This window comes from Allobosea sp. P1_A7 (assembly GCF_056406775.1).
The window spans coordinates 1-18,923 of the sequence record NZ_JBFTZN010000190.1 but is presented as its reverse complement, the minus strand read 5'-3'; the positions used below and the strand labels follow the sequence as shown (position 1 = coordinate 18,923).

At 64.4% G+C, this 18,923-nt stretch carries 15 protein-coding genes; 10 read left to right on the top strand and 5 right to left on the bottom strand.

Annotated elements, in window-relative coordinates; genetic code table 11:
• The first annotated feature begins 112 nt into the window (after nt 1-112).
• Nucleotides 113-1,573 (top strand): lipopolysaccharide biosynthesis protein, encoded by a 1,461-nt coding sequence (locus AC1D34_RS26200; RefSeq protein ID WP_476825766.1) that lies wholly within the window; start codon nt 113-115, stop codon nt 1,571-1,573.
• Nucleotides 1,574-1,703: 130 nt separating this feature from the next.
• Here AC1D34_RS26200 and groL read toward each other — a convergent pair whose 3' ends face one another.
• Together groL and AC1D34_RS26190 are read right to left on the bottom strand one after the other, a co-directional pair.
• Nucleotides 1,704-3,326 (bottom strand): chaperonin GroEL, encoded by a 1,623-nt coding sequence (gene groL / locus AC1D34_RS26195; RefSeq protein WP_441490642.1) that lies wholly within the window; start codon nt 3,324-3,326, stop codon nt 1,704-1,706.
• A gap of 221 nt (nt 3,327-3,547) precedes the next feature.
• Nucleotides 3,548-4,042 carry a hypothetical protein gene (locus AC1D34_RS26190; RefSeq protein ID WP_441490641.1) on the bottom strand — a complete coding sequence of 165 codons (495 nt, stop codon included), beginning with the start codon at nt 4,040-4,042 and terminating at the stop codon, nt 3,548-3,550.
• A gap of 378 nt (nt 4,043-4,420) precedes the next feature.
• Here AC1D34_RS26190 and AC1D34_RS26185 point away from each other — a divergent pair, with 378 nt between their 5' ends.
• The 5 genes from AC1D34_RS26185 to AC1D34_RS26165 all read left to right on the top strand — a co-directional run bounded on the left by AC1D34_RS26185 (nt 4,421) and on the right by AC1D34_RS26165 (nt 10,584).
• Nucleotides 4,421-5,890, top strand: a complete 1,470-nt coding sequence (locus tag AC1D34_RS26185; RefSeq protein ID WP_441490640.1) for a M81 family metallopeptidase — start codon at nt 4,421-4,423, stop codon at nt 5,888-5,890.
• Between the two features lie 103 nt (nt 5,891-5,993).
• The gene (locus AC1D34_RS26180) at nt 5,994-7,595 is read left to right on the top strand and encodes an ABC transporter substrate-binding protein (protein ID WP_476825765.1); all 1,602 of its coding nucleotides are present in this window, start codon (nt 5,994-5,996) and stop codon (nt 7,593-7,595) included.
• Nucleotides 7,596-7,613: 18 nt separating this feature from the next.
• Complete coding sequence (locus tag AC1D34_RS26175; protein ID WP_476825764.1) at nt 7,614-8,555, top strand: ABC transporter permease; 942 nt, start codon at nt 7,614-7,616, stop codon at nt 8,553-8,555.
• 12 nt (nt 8,556-8,567) lie between these two features.
• Entirely contained in the window at nt 8,568-9,458 is an 891-nt protein-coding gene (locus AC1D34_RS26170) for an ABC transporter permease (protein ID WP_441490637.1), read from the top strand.
• Nucleotides 9,459-9,564: 106 nt separating this feature from the next.
• Entirely contained in the window at nt 9,565-10,584 is a 1,020-nt protein-coding gene (locus AC1D34_RS26165; RefSeq protein WP_476825763.1) for a D-cysteine desulfhydrase family protein, read from the top strand.
• A 30-nt stretch (nt 10,585-10,614) separates the two neighbouring features.
• Here the strand turns inward: AC1D34_RS26165 and AC1D34_RS26160 are convergent, their stop codons facing one another.
• Nucleotides 10,615-11,505 carry an EamA family transporter gene (locus AC1D34_RS26160; protein WP_441490816.1) on the bottom strand — a complete coding sequence of 297 codons (891 nt, stop codon included), beginning with the start codon at nt 11,503-11,505 and terminating at the stop codon, nt 10,615-10,617.
• Between the two features lie 83 nt (nt 11,506-11,588).
• Between AC1D34_RS26160 and AC1D34_RS26155 the strand changes: the two genes are divergently transcribed.
• The 3 genes from AC1D34_RS26155 to AC1D34_RS26145 all read left to right on the top strand — a co-directional run bounded on the left by AC1D34_RS26155 (nt 11,589) and on the right by AC1D34_RS26145 (nt 14,871).
• A complete protein-coding gene (locus tag AC1D34_RS26155) occupies nt 11,589-12,080 on the top strand; it encodes a MarR family winged helix-turn-helix transcriptional regulator (protein WP_476825762.1) in 492 nt (163 codons plus the stop codon).
• A 177-nt stretch (nt 12,081-12,257) separates the two neighbouring features.
• Complete coding sequence (locus tag AC1D34_RS26150; RefSeq protein ID WP_476825761.1) at nt 12,258-13,403, top strand: amidohydrolase; 1,146 nt, start codon at nt 12,258-12,260, stop codon at nt 13,401-13,403.
• A 211-nt stretch (nt 13,404-13,614) separates the two neighbouring features.
• Nucleotides 13,615-14,871, top strand: coding sequence for an aminopeptidase (locus AC1D34_RS26145; protein ID WP_476825760.1), 1,257 nt, complete (start codon nt 13,615-13,617; stop codon nt 14,869-14,871).
• Nucleotides 14,872-14,973: 102 nt separating this feature from the next.
• Here AC1D34_RS26145 and AC1D34_RS26140 read toward each other — a convergent pair whose 3' ends face one another.
• On the bottom strand, nt 14,974-17,136 hold the full coding sequence (locus tag AC1D34_RS26140) for a methyl-accepting chemotaxis protein (protein ID WP_476825759.1): 2,163 nt from the start codon (nt 17,134-17,136) through the stop codon (nt 14,974-14,976).
• Between the two features lie 277 nt (nt 17,137-17,413).
• Between AC1D34_RS26140 and AC1D34_RS26135 the strand changes: the two genes are divergently transcribed.
• Nucleotides 17,414-17,764 carry a hypothetical protein gene (locus AC1D34_RS26135; protein WP_441490631.1) on the top strand — a complete coding sequence of 117 codons (351 nt, stop codon included), beginning with the start codon at nt 17,414-17,416 and terminating at the stop codon, nt 17,762-17,764.
• A gap of 19 nt (nt 17,765-17,783) precedes the next feature.
• On the opposite strand, the gene AC1D34_RS26130 is transcribed toward AC1D34_RS26135, so the two are convergent.
• Nucleotides 17,784-18,845 carry a class I SAM-dependent methyltransferase gene (locus AC1D34_RS26130; protein WP_476825758.1) on the bottom strand — a complete coding sequence of 354 codons (1,062 nt, stop codon included), beginning with the start codon at nt 18,843-18,845 and terminating at the stop codon, nt 17,784-17,786.
• Nucleotides 18,846-18,923 lie beyond the last annotated feature (78 nt).

Sequence of the window (18,923 nt, the reverse complement as noted above, 5' to 3'; positions counted from 1 at the left end):
GACCTGGGTCGATACCGAGCACGATGCCGGCTTCCATTTCAAAGACATCCGCAGCTTCATGAGCTGGCGTCGGTCATGATCGATTACAGTCACAACGCTGGGTATTGATCTGATGTTGACAAGTTACGCCACCATCACCCGGCTGGCCCGCAGCGATAATGCGCCGACAGCGACCGCTCTATCTGAGCCCGCGGCCGCGCCGGCAAGCGGCGAAACCAGTGCGAAGGGCAGCAGTGACCTCGCTCACCGGCTCTCATCCGGGAGCGTTTGGGCTCTGGTCGTCTATGTCGGCGGCGCAGGACTTACGAGCGTTGCGCAGTTCGAGATCGCCCGGCTGGTCGGCCTTTCCAGCTATGGCACATATTCCTACGCCTTTGCCTGGGTCAGCCTCCYGGCCTACAGCGCGACCCTCGGCTTCAATGTTGCCCTGCTTCGGTTCGTGCCGGCCTATGGTGCGAAGGGGGAGTGGTCTCTGGCGCGTGGTGTGATTCAGTTTGCCGTGGGCTGGACCCTCGTGGCAGCCATCGTTCTCGCCGGAATCGGCGCCGGAATCGTGGCCGTTTCCTCCGCTCGCCCGCACTCGGAGCTTAGCATCAGCCTGCTGATCGGGATGGCCACAGTCCCGCTGGTCACGATGTATCTGATCGGTGCGACGCTGCTACGCGCTTTCGGCGGAATCGTTTCGGCTCTTTTGCCGGAACGCATCGTCCGTGACGGCCTCTTGCTCGTGCTTGTCGTCCTGGCCGCCACCGCGGCTTCATGGCGGCTGGACGCAGCGCTCGTCATGGCTGCGCTGTTGATCAGCTCGGCGGTCACGGTGGGCGTGGTCTGCGTGATCATGCGCCAGCTCTGGCCTCTTGCTCTGCGAGGCGTCAACTCGACCTACGCTCCGCGCTATTGGTTGACCGCCGTCTTTCCCATCATGATCATGACGGCCGTCGACACCCTGATGAACCGCACGGGGGTGATGCTGCTCGGCTGGACCGGCAACATCCGGGATGCTGGTACGTTTGCGGTCGGTTTCAATGTGGCGATGCTGCTCCTGTTGCCGCGCGTCGCCGTGAGCACCGTATTTGCCCCCACGATCGCAGACCTTCACGCGCGCGGGGACCGGCTGGGCCTGCAGGCGCTGTTCGCGCGCGCCAGCGTGTTGTCCTTCGTCGGGGCCGTCATGCTGGCTGTGCCGCTTCTGGTGGTACTCGAGCCGGGGCTACGATGGTTTGGCAAGGATTTCGTCGCCGCAGTTCATGTTGCTCAGATCCTGATGATCGGTCAGGTCTTTGCCGCGGCGGCCGGCCCGCATCAGAACCTCTTGACCATGACCGGCCATGAGCGCGCCGCCGCGGTCATCATGGTTGCGAGCGCCGCCGCGAACGTCGCAGCCTGCGCCATAGGAATCGCGCTCTACGGAGCAATCGGCGCGGCAGTGGCCACCACGGCGACCATGGTGCTCTGGAATGTCGCGACCGGCATTTGTGTCTATAGGCGTCTCGATCTCATTCCAGGGCTCGCCGTTGCAATGCGCGTGAGGCGAAACAAGCCGGTACACCCGCTGAAGCTGACCCACGAATAGCAGGCGCACCGTGGTGACGCGTGAGAGACAGCGCCAGAAACCTCCGAGCTGGCGCGCGCGATGCACCCCCAATGATCCAGCCGGATCTCCTTCGCAAGCGACACCCGATCGAGTCCGCCCGTATCAATCATCAGAAATCCATGCCGCCCGGCATCGCCTGCGGCGCTTCCTTCTTCGGCAGCTCGGCAATGATCGCCTCGGTCATGATCAGCAACGAGGCGATCGACGCCGCATCCTGAAGGGCGGTCCGCACCACCTTGGCCGGATCGATCACCCCATTCGCCACAAGATCCTGATACTCCCCTGTCGCGGCATTGTAGCCCTGGTTGTAGTCATCCTTCTCGATCAGCTTGCCGACGATGACCGCACCGTCGGCGCCGGCGTTTTCGACGATCTGTCGGGCCGGAGCCTGCAGCGCGCGGCGCACGATCTCGACGCCGGTTCTCTGGTCGGCATTGGCGGGCTTGACGGCGGCAAGGGCCTTCATCGCCCTCAACAGCGCCACGCCGCCCCCCGGCAGGATGCCTTCCTCGACCGCCGCGCGGGTCGCGTGCATGGCATCGTCGACACGATCCTTCTTCTCCTTGACCTCGATCTCGGTCGCGCCGCCGACGCGGATGACCGCAACGCCACCGGCGAGCTTGGCCAGACGCTCCTGGAGCTTCTCACGATCGTAGTCCGAGCTGGTCTCCTCGATCTGCGCCTTGATCTGTGCCACGCGAGCGCCAATCTCCTTCTTCCTGCCGGCACCGTCAACGATTGTGGTGCTTTCCTTCTCGATCATGACTTTCTTGGCGCTGCCGAGCATTTGGAGCGTGACGGTCTCGAGCTTGATGCCGAGATCATCGGAAATGGCGGTTCCGCCAGTGAGGATCGCAATATCCTCCAGCATGGCCTTGCGGCGATCGCCGAAGCCCGGAGCCTTGACGGCCGCAACCTTGAGGCCACCCCGCAGCTTGTTGACCACGAGCGTGGCGAGAGCCTCCCCTTCCACGTCCTCGGCGATGATCAGCAGCGGCCTGCCGGTTTGCACCACCGCCTCGAGCAGCGGCAACATGGCCTGGAGCGAGGAGAGTTTCTTCTCGTGGATCAGGATATAGGCGTCTTCGAGCTCGGCCCGCATCTTCTCCGCATCTGTGATGAAATAAGGTGAAATATAGCCACGATCGAACCGCATGCCCTCGACCACATCGAGCTCGATCTCGAGCGATTTTGCCTCCTCGACCGTGATGACACCCTCGTTGCCGACCTTCTTCATCGCCGCGGCGATCATCGCCCCGATCTTGGTGTCGCCATTGGCCGAGATGGTGCCGATCTGAGCGATCTCGCTATTGGCCGTGACCGTCTTGGCCCTCTTCTTGAAATCTGCCACCGCAGCCTCGACCGCCATGTCGATGCCGCGCTTCAGATCCATTGGGTTCATGCCAGCGGCGACGGCCTTGGCTCCCTCACGGACGATGGCGTGGGCCAATACAGTTGCCGTCGTGGTGCCGTCGCCGGCGGCGTCATGCTGTTTTGAAGCGACCTCGCGCACCATCCTTGCGCCCATGTTCTCGAACTTGTCGGCAAGTTCGATCTCCCTGGCGACGGCGACGCCATCCTTGGTGATGCGGGGCGCACCGAACGACTTCTCGATCACGACGTTGCGCCCCTTGGGACCAAGCGTGACCTTGACGGCGTTGGCCAGGATTTCGACACCGCGCAGCATCCTCTCGCGGGCGTCGGACGAGAACTTCAACTCCTTGGCGGCCATGATCCGGGTCCTCCTCCAGGGGATTTCAACGGTCAGCAGCAGGATATGGTCAGGCGGGTTCCTCTCGATCGGGCTGATTATATCGCTCTCCGCGGGGATCAGCAGCACTTCTCGCTCGAACGCGATGCGGGGCGCATCGTGAGAGCGAGCTCGCGAAGCAGCAACGGGTTACGCCGCCCTGCTAGCGGCCGCCTGCCGTGCAATGATCCATGCGCCGCGGATCAATTCGCAGGGTCGCGCTCGGCGATGGTTCGTGGGCCGGGGTCTGGTTCGAACTTGCGACCGCCCGCCGCCGCCTCGACCCTCTGCTGGGTGGACCTGGATACGAGGCGAGACTTCCCGAGGGCAGTAAAATCGCTGGCACTGTGGTTTTGACTGGCGCGCCCCTCAAAGACCAGAACGTCCGAACGTGTAACGACGATATCGCCGCGGCGCAGGGTCGGGTCGTCCAGATACCAATAGTGATCGGTGGCCGGATCGAGTTTTACGACTGGAGGCGTCGGCCTGGATACGACGGCTTTCCGCTGATGCGAACGACGCGTCGGCCGAACGGTCACATCGAGCGGTTCAGGCCCAGTCGGGTAAACCTGCGGAGGAGGTCTCCCGAACACGGCTCGGGCCAGTTCATCGAAGAACCCGGCAGAGTGAGCGGGTGTCACAAGAACAAAGGTGCTCAGGCCAATGCTGAGCAGCCCGCCAATTCGAGTGCTGTTCATGGGGCAAATCCTCGCGACCCGTCTTGCTGGCTAACGCCGCCGACGGCCGGCGGTTCCAACGCGGTGTGGCCCGAAGTCGTCCAAAGCGCAGGCGGGCCGACGGCCACGGCGGCCCGCAGCGACATGATGGGCGGTACCCGGGGGCCCAAGCTTCACGCGGCCGGCCGGATTCTCCTACACCCCTGATGACCGGGAAAAGTGGATTTGCGCGGATAGGATGTAGAACGACGAATGCCCCCATTGCCGTCGTCAATGGCCATTGACCTCAGCTCCGGGATTGCGAGCATCACAAAGCAGGATTTCTTGCTGCGACGCAGCTTGACAGGCGCATTGCTGACGTCGGAGCTTGCCTCCGCACGAAACGGGAAGGCTCTGATTATGCGTCTGTTCGCCGCGTCGCTTGCTACCGAGACGAATACGTTTTCGCCTATCCCGACATCCCGCGCGAATTTCGAGGCATCGGCCTATTTTCCCGCAGGTCAGCATCCCGACCGGGCGACGCATTGCACCGCGCCACTTTACGTGGCGCGCCAGCGGGCAGAGCGAGACGGTTTCACGCTGATCGAAGGTTCCTGCTTCTGGGCCGAGCCCTCGGGAACCTGTGCCCAGGCCGATTACGAGGAGATGCGGGACGAGATCCTCGGCCAACTCAACGCCGCAATGCCGGTCGACGGCGTCCTGCTCGGACTGCATGGGGCCATGGTCGCGCATGGCTATGACGATTGCGAGGGCGACATTCTGGAACATGTTCGCGCCATCGTCGGGCCGAAGGTGCCGATCGGTGTCGAGCTCGATCCGCATTGCCACCTGACCGAAAAGCGCGTGCGGCTGGCGGACGCCATCATCCTCTACAAGGAATACCCGCATATCGACTTCGTCGAGCGGGCCGAGGAATTGGTCGACATCATCCTTGCGACGATCCGTGGCACGATCAAGCCGGTGATGTCGCTCTATGACTGCCGGATGATCGAGCTGGTGCCGACCACGCGTGAGCCCGGGCGCTCCTTCGTCGACCGGATGAGCGCACTCGAGGGCAAGGACGCCGTGCTTTCGGTCTCGCTCGCTCACGGTTTCCAGCAAGGCGACGTGCCGGAGATCGGCACGCGGGTCCTGGTCGTCACCGACAATGCCAAGGCCGCCGGAGATGCGCTCGCCGCGCGGCTCGGCGAGGAGTTCCGCTCCCTGAAGGGGCAATTCGCTCCGCCGGTGGTCCCGCTCGACGAAGCGCTTGACCGGGCTCTCGGCAGTTCTGCCAACGGCCCGAGCGTGATTGCAGATTCGACCGACAATGCCGGAGGGGGGGCGGCGTCCGACAATACCAACATCATCCACCGCCTGCGCGAACGGGGTATTCGCGATGCGGCGATCGGTCCGGTCTGGGACCCTGTCGCCGTCGAATTCTGCCTGACCGCCGGTGTCGGCGCCACCATCCCGCTGCGCTTCGGCGGCAAGGCCGCCTCGACCTCGGGCAAGCCGGTCGACGGCGATGTCACCGTGCTCGGAGCCATCCGCAACGGCACCCAGAGCTTCGGCACAGCCAAGGTCCCGATCGGCAATGCCGTCGGCATCCGCATCGACGGCATCGACGTCGCGCTCTTATCGCATCGCACGCAGGCGCTGGGGCTCGAGATTTTTACCAGCGTCGGCATCGACCCGACGCAGAAGCGCATCGTCAGCGTCAAATCGACCAACCATTTCCATGCCGCCTATGGGCCGATCGCCAGTGCGGTGATCTACACCGACGGCGGCGGCCCCTCGCATCTCGACGTGCGCAAATACCCCTATCGCAAGATCGCCCGGCCGCTCTGGCCTCACGACCCGCTGCCGCCCGGCCGCATCGTCGTCTGAGCCTGGCCGCGTGGAAGGAGACTTGACCGTGATTTGATCACCGAGGGTGGCCAGACGAAGCGAATGCTCGCGGTCATTCAGCATCTCTTGGAGGGAGAGAGACATGACGACCACACGCCGCAGATTCGTCCAGGGCAGTCTCGCCGCTGGAGCACTGACCGCCGCGCCTGCCCGCCTGAGGGCCCAGACCACCCCACCCGTCTCACGCACCGTCCGCGCCGTGCTGCATGGCGATCTTCGCGTCTTCGACCCGGTCTGGACGACCGCGAACATGACCTCCTACCATGCTGCCATGGTCTACGACACGCTGTTCGGGGTCGACGACAAATTCGACGCCAAGCCGCAGATGGTCTCGAAATGGAGCCTTTCGGACGATCGCAAGACCTATAATTTCGAACTCCGTGACGGCTTGCGCTTCACCGACGGCACGCCGGTGACGGCGCGCGACTGCGTCGCCTCGATCCGGCGCTGGGGCGCGCGCGACGGCGGCGGCCAGCACATGATGGCTCGCCTCGCCGATACGCCGATCAAGGACGACAAGACCTTCCAGATCGTGATGAAGGAACCCTACAGCCTGGCTGTCGATTGGCTCGCCAAGGCGGCGACCAATGCCTGCTACATCATGCGCGAGAAGGAAGCGCAGACCGACCCGATGCAGCAGATCCAGACGATCATCGGCTCAGGCCCGTTCGTCATGAACCAAGACGCCGTCGTCCAGGGCCAGCGCTACGTCTACGACAAGAACCCGAACTATGTGCCGCGTTCGGAGCCGGCCGTCTTCACCTCCGGCGGCAAGGTCGTGAATGTCGACCGCGTCGTCTACGAGAACATCGCGGACGAGGCGACGGCGATCGCTGCCATCCGCGCCGGCGAGATCGACATGATCGAGTACCCGAATGTCGATCTGCTGTCCTCGCTGGAGGGCGAGAAAGAGATCAAGCTCGAGGTCCTGAACAAACAGGGCCAACTCGGCTGGGCTCGCGTCAACTGGCTCCACCCGCCGTTCAACAACGTCAAGGCCCGCCAGGCGATGCTCCACCTGATTCACACGACCGAGGTGATGAAGGCGACCTTCGGCGACGAGAAATACTTCAAGGGCTGCTCTTCGCTGTTCGGCATGGGCACGCCGATGGAGAATGACGCCAATATCGACTGGTTCAAGGGCGGCCAGAACATCGAGAAGGCCAAGCAGCTCGTCAAGGAATCCGGCTATGACGGCCGCCCCGTCGTCGTGCTGCACGCTACCAACATCGCCTATATGAACAATGCCGCGAACCTGATCGCGCAGTGGATGCGCCAGGCTGGCTTCAACGTGTCGCTGCAGGCCTCGGACTGGGGTGCGGTCATCACGCGGCGTGCCGTCAAGAGCCCCCCGGACCAGGGCGGCTGGAACGTCTTCTTCACCTCGGGTTCGGTCAATGCCTTCGGCAATCCCGTGGCGCTCAGCGGCCATGCCGCCAATGGCGAGAAGGGCTGGTTCGGTTGGCCGACCGACGAGAAGCACGAAGCCTTCCGCGACAAATGGGCGGCCGCCTCGAATGATGCCGAACGCCGGCAGATCGCGCGCGACATGCAGCAGAACGCCTGGGATTTCGTGCCGCACATGTATTGCCCCGGCCGGCGTCGGACCATTCCGGCGGGCTGGTGGACGGCGCAGCCGGCGCGCGGCGCGACCGGCCTGCCGCTTCCAGCCTGCTTAGGCTGAAGGAGGACGATCGACCCCATGCTCAGTTACATCGCCCAACGGCTGGCCCAAACCCTGCTGGTGATGACGCTCGTCGGTATCTTCGTCTTCCTGCTGCTGCATTTCTCGGCCGGCGATCCAGCCGCGATCATCGCCGGCGATTACGCGACGCCCCAGCAGATCGTCGCCATCCGTCAGCGGCTCGGGCTCGACGATCCGCTGCTGGTACAATTCTGGCGTTGGGCCGCACGCGTGCTGAGCGGAGATCTCGGGGTTTCGATCTTTTCGAACACGCCAGTCAGCAGGCTGATCCTCCAACGACTGGAGCCGACGCTTTCGCTCGCGCTRCTGACCATGCTCTTCGCCGTCAGCATCGCGGTCAGCCTCGGTGTGATCGCGGCCTGGAGGGTCGGAAGCCTGGTTGACCGTGCCCTGATGGGCTTCTCCGTGCTCGGCTTCTCAATGCCGGCCTTCGTCGTGGGCTACGGCCTGATCTACATCTTCGCTATCGAGCTGCGCTGGCTTCCGGTCCAGGGCTACAAGCCGCTCGCCGAAGGCGTGGGGCCGTGGCTGCTCCACCTCATCCTGCCGACCGTCACGCTCGGCCTCGCCTATATCGCGCTGATCGCGCGCATGACGCGCGCTTCGATGCTGGAGGTGCTCGAGGAAGACTATATCCGGACGGCAAAGGCCAAAGGTGTCACGACGAAGACGATGCTGATGAAGCATGCGCTCAAGAACGCCGGCGTACCGATCATCACGGTGATCGGCATAGGCGTCGCGCTTCTCATCGGCGGCGTCGTCATCACGGAGACGGTGTTCAACATACCCGGCATCGGACGGCTCGTTGTCGATGCCATCTCGAAGCGCGACTATCCGATCATCCAGGGCGTGATCCTGCTGTTCTCCGGCATCTACGTCCTGGTCAATCTGCTCGTCGACCTCTCCTATTCGCTGATCGATCCCCGGATCCGGTACTGAGAGAGCGAAGCGATGAGCGTGATCACGGCCCATACCGCCCCTTCCACCCTCAGCCCTGCGCCGCGCAGTCTCGGCGCCCGGTTCAGGCGCTTCGCCCGGCGCAACCCGACGATGCTGCTGGGCGGCGCCATCCTGATCTTCTTCGTCGCGATCGCGATCTTCGCGCCACTGCTCGCCGGCGACCCGATGCTGAAGGCGCCAACACGCCGGCTGCTGCCGCCATCCGCGCAGTTCTGGTTCGGCACCGACCATCTCGGCCAGGATGTCTTCGCCCGCACCGTCTACGGAGCACGCGTCTCACTGATCGTCGGTCTCACCGTCGCGACGATCTCGATCAGCGCCGGGCTRCTGATCGGGCTGATGGCCGGCTACTACCGCTGGATCGAGACCCCGGTCATGCGCCTGATGGACGGGCTGATGGCGATTCCAGCGATCCTGCTTGCGATCGCACTGGTCGCCCTCAACCAGGGCAGCATCGGAATCGTCATTGCCGCCATCGCCATTCCGGAACTGCCTCGCGTGGTCAGGCTCGTGCGCTCGATCGTGCTCAGTGTCCGCGAGCTGCCTTTCGTTGAGGCGGTGATCGCCTGCGGGGCGCGGACGCCGCGGATTCTGGTGCTTCACATCATGCCGAGCACCATCGCGCCCCTGATCGTGCAGGCGACCTATATCTGCGCATCGGCAATCCTGGTGGAAGCGTCGCTGTCATTCCTCGGCGCCGGCGTGCCGCCGGAAACGCCGAGCTGGGGCAACATGATCGCCTCCAGCAGGCTCTACCTGGCGCGCGCGCCCTGGACGATCTTTTGTCCGGCGATCGCGCTGGCGCTGGTGGTGCTCGCAGTCAACCTGCTCGGCGACGGGCTGCGCGACAAGCTTGATCCGCGAATTTCGAGGAGGATGTGACAGCCAGGCGCATGGCTGTCCCGCCCTGGCGCGGCTGCCTTTTTCCAACCCGCCGCTATGGTGGGCCGCAGCGCCACTGCGCCGGTCTCGGTGAGGAACAATCGACATGAACAAGCCCTGGTCATTGGCTGAGCGGAGCCGGGCTCCGCTTTCGATCCTGCCGACCCCCTTCGAGGAACTGCCCCGGCTGTCGCGGGAACTCGGGCGCCATGGCCCCGCTCCCTCGATCTGGATCAAGCGGGACGACTGCACGGGCCTTGCCGGCGGCGGCAACAAGGCGCGCAAGCTCGAATATCTCGTCGGCGAAGCGCTGCAGCAGGGGGCCGATACGCTGGTCACGCTCGGGGCCATCCAGTCCAATCATGCGCGGCAGACGGCTGCGGCCGCCGGCAGGAACGGCCTCGGCTGCGTTCTGCTCCTGACCGACAAGATCAGCGGACGCAGCGCGAGCTACCGGGCCAACGGCAATATCCTGCTCGACCGATTGCTCGGCGCCGATATTCGCATCCTAACCGCCGAGCAGGACGCCATGGAGGCGCTCGAACAGAACCTGGCTGCGCTGCGTGCGCAGGGCCGACGGCCCTATTTCATCCCGATCGGCGGCTCCAATGCACTGGGCGGCCTCGCCTATCATGATGCGCTGGTCGAACTCGCCGGGCAGGCCAAGGCCGCAGGCCGACAGATCGACCATATCGTGCTGGCGACCGGCAGCGGTGGCACTCATGCCGGCATCGTTGCAGGTGTGCAGACGTTGGGCCTCGCTTGCGCCGTCCACGGCATCAGCGTCTCGCGGCAGGCCGAAGAGGCCCGCGGTATCGTCGCCGGCCTTGCGCGCGACACGCTCGCGCTTGCTGGGAGCCAGAGCGTCGCCGATGTCTCGATCACGATCGACGCAACGCAGATCGGGCCCGGCTACGGCCAGCCGACGACGGCGATGCTCGAAGCCGTGACCAGTGTCGCGCGCCTCGAGGGCATCCTTCTGGATCCCGTCTATACCGGCAAGGCTATGGCCGGGCTGTTTTCGCTGGTGCGGCGTGGCGCGTTCAGGCCCGACGAGACAGTGGTGTTCTGGCACACCGGCGGCCATCAGGGACTGTTCGCCTACGAAGAGCTGTTTCAGGGATAACCGACGACACGCGCGAGGAGGCGTGCCCCGTCACGCCTCCCGGGGTTTCGCCACCGTGGGAGCGCTGGCCGGCACAGTCTGCTGAGCGCGCTGGCTCAGCCAGACGCTGCCGAGGACGATCGCCATGCCGGCGATCTGGGCAGGGCTGAGCGATTGGCCGAGCACCGACCAGCCGAGCATGACAGCCGTCACCGGGCTGAGAAAGCCGAGCGGCGAGACCGTCGAGGGACCCAGCCGGGCAATGCCGCGAAACCAGAGGATATAGGTCAGGGCAGCGCCGATCAGCCCGAGATAGGCAAGGCCGAGGATGTTCGTGCCGGTCAGCGTCGGCGGTGCGGGTTCGAGCCAGAGGACCACCGGCAGCAGCAGGGCTCCTCCCGCGGTCAGCTGCCAGGCGGTGAAGGTCAGTGGCGAGACCGGCGGCTGCCAGCGCCGGCTCAGGACCGTGCCCGCCGCCATCGACAGCGCACTGGCGAGACCAGCGGCGATGCCGAGCGGATCGAGCGCAGCCTGCGGCGTCAGAATCAGCAGCGCGACACCTGCCATGCCGGCGATGGCTGCGACGATGGCGAGCGGGCGGATGGCGAAACCGAGCAGCAGACGCGCGAGGAGCAGGACGACGAGCGGCTGGATCGCCCCTACGGTCGCCGCGACACCGCCCGGCAGCCGATAGGCTGCGATAAACAGCATCCACCAGAACAGCGAGAAATTGAGCGCGCCGAGGAGGAGAACCCGTCCCCACCAGATTCCCTGCGGCAATTGCCGGACGGCGAGCAGCAGCAGGAGGCCAGCCGGGAGCGCACGCAGCATCGACACGGTCAGTGGGTAGCCCTGCGGCAGGAACTCCGTCGTCACCAGATAGGTGCTGCCCCAGATAGCTGGGGCGATCGCGGTCAGCAGCAAGTCGGCATTGCGGGCCATGATGGCGGTCTCGCTCATTATCTTGACGTCAAGATAATGACAAATATCTTGACGTCAAGATATTTGGCCGCGACGATGGCGGCATGGACCATGTCGACGGAATTCTCGCGCAGTGGAACCGGGAAAGACCGGACCTCGATGTCACGCCGATGGGGTTGTTCGGCCGCATGAAGCGGCTCTCGCAGCATCTCGGCCGTGAGATGGAGAAGACCTTCGCCGAGCATGGCCTCAACAGCGCAAGTTTCGACGTGCTGGCGACACTGCGGCGCTCCGGCCCTCCCTATAGCCTGTCGCCGGGAGATCTGCTGGCGACGATGATGATCACCTCGGGCACGCTGACGAACCGCATCGACCAGCTCGAGAAGACGGGCCTCGTCGAGCGCACCCATAACCCCGAAGATCGCCGCAGTTTCATCATTTCACTGACCGAGCGTGGATTTGCGACAATCGAGGCTGCTGTCACGGCACATGTCGCAACCCAGGCGCAGCTGAGTTCCATACTCTCCGCGGATGAGAACGCGGCCCTCAACGCACTGCTGGGCAAGTACCTGGCGGGTTTCGAAGGCAGCCGGTGAGGCCTTGGGTCGGGAAGCCGCCTCCGCAGTAAACCCATCGGCTTGTGGGCGAGGAATGAGCACAGCGCGCCCCCCGCAGGCAAGAATGGCGCTTGCCGCTCCACGCAAGTTGATAATTCTCTGGCCATACGAAGCCGGCATCAGGTCTGGTTCAGCCGGCGCTCAGGGGATAGCGGAATGTTTCTCACCAACTCCGACATGGTCGAGCTTGTCGCCTGGCGGCAGCAGTTGCACCGCTCTCCCGAGATATCGGGCGAGGAACAGGAGACGGCGAAGGCAGTGGTTGCCTTCCTTGCCCCGAGCGAGCCGGACCGTATCGTGATCGGGCTCGGCGGCCACGGCGTCGCGGCGATTTATGAAGGGCGCGAGCCGGGGCCGACAGTGATGGTTCGCTGCGAACTGGACGCCCTGCCGATCGAGGAAATCTCCGAGAACCCCCATCGCTCCCAGGTGCCAGGCAAATCCCATGCCTGCGGCCATGACGGGCACATGACCATGGTCGCCGCGCTCGCGCGCGGGCTCGGCCGCCAACGGCCGCAGCGCGGCCGCGCGGTGCTTCTGTTCCAGCCGGCAGAGGAGAACGGCGCAGGTGCCGCCGCCGTCATCGCCGACCCGAAATTCGCAGAAATCGCGCCGGATTACGCCTTCTCGCTGCACAATAAACCCGGCCTGCCATTGGGCTACATCACGCTTTCCGAAGGCCCCGCAAACTGTGCCTCGCGCGGACTGCAGATCGTGCTGACCGGCAAGACCTCGCACGCCTCCATGCCGGAACACGGCATCTCCCCGGTTGCGGCAGTAGCCCGGCTGATGCCGGCATTGACGGCGCTCGGCCCCGGCGGTCCGCTCGATGCGGCCTATGCGCTCGTCACCGTGACCCATGCCGCGATCGGCGAAGCTGCCTTTGGGATCGCACCCGGCCGGGCCGAAATCTGGGCGACGCTGCGCACGCTGAACGATGCGCAAATGGGCGCGCTTTGCACACGGGCCGAAGCGCTGGTGCGCGAAGCGGCTGAAGCATCGGGTCTTGGCATCGAGCTGAGCTATCACGACGTCTTCCATCACTGCGAAAACGATGCCGAGGCGGTGGCGCTCCTGCGCAAGGCCTTCGATGACGAGAAGCTGCGGCACGGTGAGGGCTCGCCCTCGCGCGGCTCCGAGGATTTCGGCCTGTTCGGCCGCCAGGCGAAATCGGCGATGTTCATCCTAGGCTCGGGCGAAAACTCGCCGCAGCTGCACAACCCGGATTTCGATTTTCCCGATGCCCTGATCGAGCCCGGTTCGCGCGCCTTCATGCGCACGCTGCGCAATTTGCTCGGCTAGATCCTCGGACCGGATATCGTATCCGACCCGAGGATCCAGCCTCTGCATTTGCATCGGCTTTCCCGAAAACCGCAATCCACTTTTCGGGCCGATGCCTGAGCCCATTGCACCTGACCAAGGGGGCGATGTTCTTGTTGCCAAACCGCAAAGACGCCCTGATCGGCTGCATGATGCCGATCAGGGATTTGCCAAGCATGAGAGGCCGTATTCCATGACCACGCATCAGCCGAATATCCTGGCATCGATCGATCCGGCCAAGCTCGACAGGCTCGCCGAAGTCGCCGTCAAGGTCGGCCTGAATCTCCAGGCCGGGCAGGATCTGTTCCTGACCGCGCCGGTCGCCGCCCTGCCACTGGTCCGGCGGATCGCCGAGCACGCCTACAAGGCCGGCGCCGGGCTCGTCACGCCGATGCTGGCGGATGAGGAGGTAACGCTCTCACGCTATCGCCATGCCCCGGATGCGAGCTTCGACCGGGCGCCAGGCTGGCTCTATGAAGGCGTCGGCAAAGCCTTTGCCGCCAACACCGCGCGCCTCGCCATCGTTGGCGACAACCCGATGCTGCTCTCTGGCCAGGATCCAGCCAAGGTCGCGCGCGCCAACAAGGCCAATTCGATCGCCTATCAGCCCGCTCTCGAGAAAATCGCCGGCTTCGATATCAACTGGAACATCCTGGCCTATCCGACCGCGTCCTGGGCCCGCCAGGTCTTCCCGGACGAGGCAGAGGACATCGCCGTCGCCAAGCTGGCCGAGGCGATTTTCGCCGCCTCACGGGTTGACCGTGCCGACCCCATTTCGGCCTGGGCTGCGCATAATGCGACGCTCCGCAGCCGGACGCAGTGGCTGAACGGGCAGAACTTCCATTCGCTGCACTTTTCCGGGCCGGGCACGGATCTGACGATCGGGCTTGCCGACGGCCATGAGTGGCAGGGCGGCGCCTCGACTGCCAAGAACGGCGTGACCTGCAATGCCAACATCCCGACCGAAGAGGTCTTCACCACGCCGCATGCAAGGAGGGTCTCCGGCCATGTCGTCAGTACCAAGCCGCTCTCGCATCAGGGCACGCTGATCGATGGCATCTCGGTGCGCTTTGAAGAAGGGCGTATCGTCGAGGCCAGGGCCACGCGTGGTGAGGAGGTGCTGAACAAGGTTCTCGACACCGATGAGGGTGCGCGTCGCCTCGGCGAAGTGGCGTTGGTGCCGCATTCCTCGCCGATCTCGCAGAGTGGCATCCTGTTCTACAATACGCTCTTCGACGAGAACGCCTCCTGCCATATCGCGCTCGGCCAGTGCTATTCGAAATGTTTCGTCGATGGTGCCAGACTCACGCCCGAGCAGATCGCGGCGCAAGGCGGCAACAAGAGCTTCATCCATATCGACTGGATGATCGGCTCGAACCAGGTCGATATCGACGGTGTGCATGCCGATGGCAGCCGCGTCGCAGTCTTCCGTCAGGGCGAATGGGCCTGAGCAGCCTCGCACAGGCCGCGCTTCTCCGCTGATACGAAAAGGCCACCGGGCGAACCCGGTGGCCTCTTCATTTGGTGTGCATCGTGCCCTTAGGCGGCAGGCTCAGAACTCTTCCCAGCCCGCATCGGACGCGCGGCCGTTGACGACCTTCTTGGCCGGCATGACGGGGCGCTTCGGCGCAGCCTTGGTCTGCGCGAAGGCCGCCTCGGCAAGCTGGCGCAGGCGCTCGGGCTCGGGGCCTCCTGCATCGATCGCCTCGATATCGGAAGCGCGCAACGCGGGCGGCGCGTAAGACGCTGCCCTGGTCGCAAGGCGCGCCGGGCGGGGCGCCATCTTGGTGACGGCAGCGGTCGCGATCGGGGCAGTCATCTGCCCTGCCTGCTCCGGCCCGGTCCGGAAGGCCGCGACGAGGTCGTTGAGCTGGCCGATCCGCGACGCCAGCGACGCAGCGGAGGCAGCACTCTGCTCGGCCAAAGCTGCGTTCTGCTGGGTCATTTCATCGAGATGCGCGACAGCCTGGCTCATCTCGTCAATGCCATTGGCCTGTTCGCCGGACGCGGTCGAGATCTCAGCGATGGTGGCAGCGACCTTCTGCGACGCATCGAGGATTTCGGTCAGGGCCGCACCGGCCTGACGCACGAGTTCGACGCCCTCGGTGACCTCTGCATTCGAGGAGGAGATCAGCCCCGAGATGTCCTTGGCGGCGGCGCCTGAGCGCTGCGCCAGGGTACGCACTTCCGACGCAACGACCGCAAACCCCTTGCCGGCATCTCCGGCTCGCGCCGCCTCGACCGCCGCGTTSAGCGCGAGCAGATTGGTCTGGAAGGCAATATCGTCGATCACGCGGATAATGTCGGAGATCTTCTTCGAAGCGCTTTCGATGCGCGCCATGGCCTCGACGGCCCTGCCGGCAATCTCGCCGCCCGACTGCGCAGCTCGCATCGCGTCCTCGGCGATCGTCGCGGCCTGTTTCGAAGACTGGGCCGAAGCCTTGACCGAAGCAGCAAGCTCCTCCGTCGTCGCGGCGGTCTCCTCGAGCGAGGACGCCTGCTCCTCGGTGCGCTTCGACAGGTCGTCGGCGCCTGTGTTGATCTCGCGGGACGCCAGACCGACATCGCCGGCGGTCACCTGGATTGTGCGCACGGTCGAGGACAGGCGATCGACGGTCTCGTTGATCGCGCCCTTCAGATCGGCGAAGCGACCGCGATAAGTGGTATCGACCCGGTTCGTCAGGTCACCGGAGGCAACAGCCTGCAACACCTTCGCGAACTCGGTCGTGGCAGAATCAACCACCGCGTTGATCTCGTTGATGCCGCTGATCAGCTTCTGCATCTGTTCGTCAGCGCCATCGATGGCGAGCCGCGCCGAGAAGTCACCGGACGCAGCAGCCGCAACGACCTCGCCGACATCCGACACGACCGAGGCCATCGACTCGGCCTGACGCAGGCGACGCTCCGCACTTGCGCGCTCCTCCGCCTGCAGTGCGGCGACTTGCTCGGTGCTTTCACGCAACACCGAGACGGCGCGGGCCATGGTGCCGATCTCGTCCTGACGGGCGACATGCGGCACATCGACCTTGGTATCGCCGGCGGTCAGGCGCTCCATGACAGCACTGAGGGCGAGGATCGGCGAGGTGATCGAGCGCTGCGCGAAGATCAATGCCGCACCGAGCGCACCCACCAGGGTCACGAGCAGCACCAGCGGCAGAACCAGCCTGGCCTGCGTCGTGAAGGCCGCCGCCTCGTCGCCGAGCGCGTTTCCGGCATCCTCGTTGCGCTTACCGAATGCGACCAGGAGATCGTTCACGGCCTTCCGGTTCGCCCGGTTCAGATCGGTATTGCCCTGCGCATTGGCCGCAGCGGCCGAAACCTGCCGCCCGATACGAACGGTTTCAGTCCGATAGGTGATAAAATCCGCGACCGCCTTCTCGATCTGAGAAACACGTTCCTGTTCGCTTGCCGGGGAAAGCGCCTTCAGCCGTTCGACGAGCTGCCGCATCTGCGGGAAGCGATCTTCCATCCCCTTGCCATATTGCTCGATCTCCTGCGCGTTCTTGGCCATGTAGATGCCGCGCGACTCCATCACGACACCCGTTACGTGCCCGTTGAGCCGCTCCGTCAGCAAGGCGATGTCGCCCTGGTTGCTTGCGCGTTCGTTCAGACTATCCGCCTTCGAGAGTGCATAGAAACTCAGCACTGCCGAAATGAGCGCGGCCGCTGCAACAATGAGCAGCATGGTCAGGATCTTGATACGGATGGACTTCATCGAACTGCGCCCCGACGCATTATATTTTTTGTTATCAACGCGACACGCTCGCGCGTGGTTGCGGCCAAGAAGAAGGAGCCCTTGCAGGCAAGGGCTGGCGGACAGGCTGCACGGCAGAGCCGTGCATTTCCCATCAAATCACCAAAATCTGTAAAGAACGCTTTAAGCAGAGTGCGCGGGATCATTTCCCGGGGAGCATTTCGGCGCGACTGCGGCCTTCATCGACTAGTCCAGCGCGGGGCCTGGATACTTCAGCATCCTTGCAAATAGTTCAACAATGATTGAACTGCGTAGAGCGAGCGCGGCCACGGATTTCGGGCAGGACGCTGTTCCCGTCACATTCCGCTTCGGCGTTAACGTCTTACTGACCCTGCGGAACGAAACTGACGGCACGATTCGCCGTCAGTTAGAGTTCCCAATGGGCCAGATCCTCCAGTTCCGCTTACCCGTACAGCCGCTCACCATGCCGGAACCGCTGGACATCGACCTTCTGACGGCCGTCGACGTCGCGCTGCGCGACCTTGCCGAGATCACCCAGTACATCACCCTCCCCTCGGCACGGGACCAGGCGGAAGCCTGCCGCTTGATGCTGCAGGATGCCTATGACGCGGCGACGGCCACCGGCTGAAACGCCGGCGGGGCCTCTCTCAGGCCCGAACCTCGAAGACCATGTTGAACGGGGTCTCGGTCGCACGCCGGAAATGCGAGAATCCGGCATCGAGCACAACCTTGCGAAGGCGCATCTCGCCGGCCTGGGCGCCAAGCCCGAGGCCCACCTCCTGAGACAGGGAGGCCGGCGTGCAGATCAAAGTCGAGGCGCCATAATAGATCCGGCCTACCGGATTGAGATTGTCCTTCAGGCTATCATGCGCAAAGGGCTCGACGATCATCCAGGTGCCGTTCGGGCCCAAGGTCTCCTTGACGTGCCTGCCTGCACCGACGGGATCGCCCATGTCGTGCAGGCAGTCGAACATGGCGACGAGATCCCAGGACCGACCTGGAAAGTCCTTCGCGCTGGCCTGTGCGAAGGACACGCGTTCGGCGACACCGGCTTCCTCCGCCGCGACGCGCGCGCGTTCTATCGAGGGCCCGTGATAGTCGAAGCCCGTAAAGGTGGACTTGGGATAGGCCAAGGCCATCAGAATGGTCGAAGCGCCATGGCCGCAGCCGACATCGGCAACGACGGCGCCCTCCTCCAGGCGCTCCTGCACACCGTCCAGTGCCGGGAGCCAGTCTGCCACAAGGTGGCTGTTGTACCCGGGCCGGAAGAAGCGCTCGGTGCCGCGAAACAGGCAGTTGCTGTGCTCATGCCAGCCTAAGCCCTTGCCGGTCCGGAACGCTTCTGCGACCTTGGGTTCATCGATCCACATCGACTGGACGATTTCGAAGGCGCCCGCGAAAAAGGCGGGACTGTCGTCCTCGGCGAAGACCATCGCCTGTTCCGCGGTCAGGCTGAAGCGGTCTTTGCCCTCGTCATAGGTCACATAGCCGGCGGCCGCCTGCGCTGACAGCCACTCCCGCAAATAGCGTTCCTTCAAGCCGGTCCTTTGCGCGAGCATCTGCGGGCTGACGGGCTCTCCATCCGCCATCGCCTTGAAGAGCCCAAGTCTGTCCCCGAGCACAACAAGCGCGCCCGAAACGGAGACGCCGACATCGCCCACGAGATTGCCGATCAGGGCGTCAAGTTTTTGCATATCGGGTTCACGCATCACGTCCTCCCGGTCGAGCGAACTCATCCGGCATCGACGGACGAGTCCCGTTCCAAGTTGGGTTGAGCAGAAGAAGGC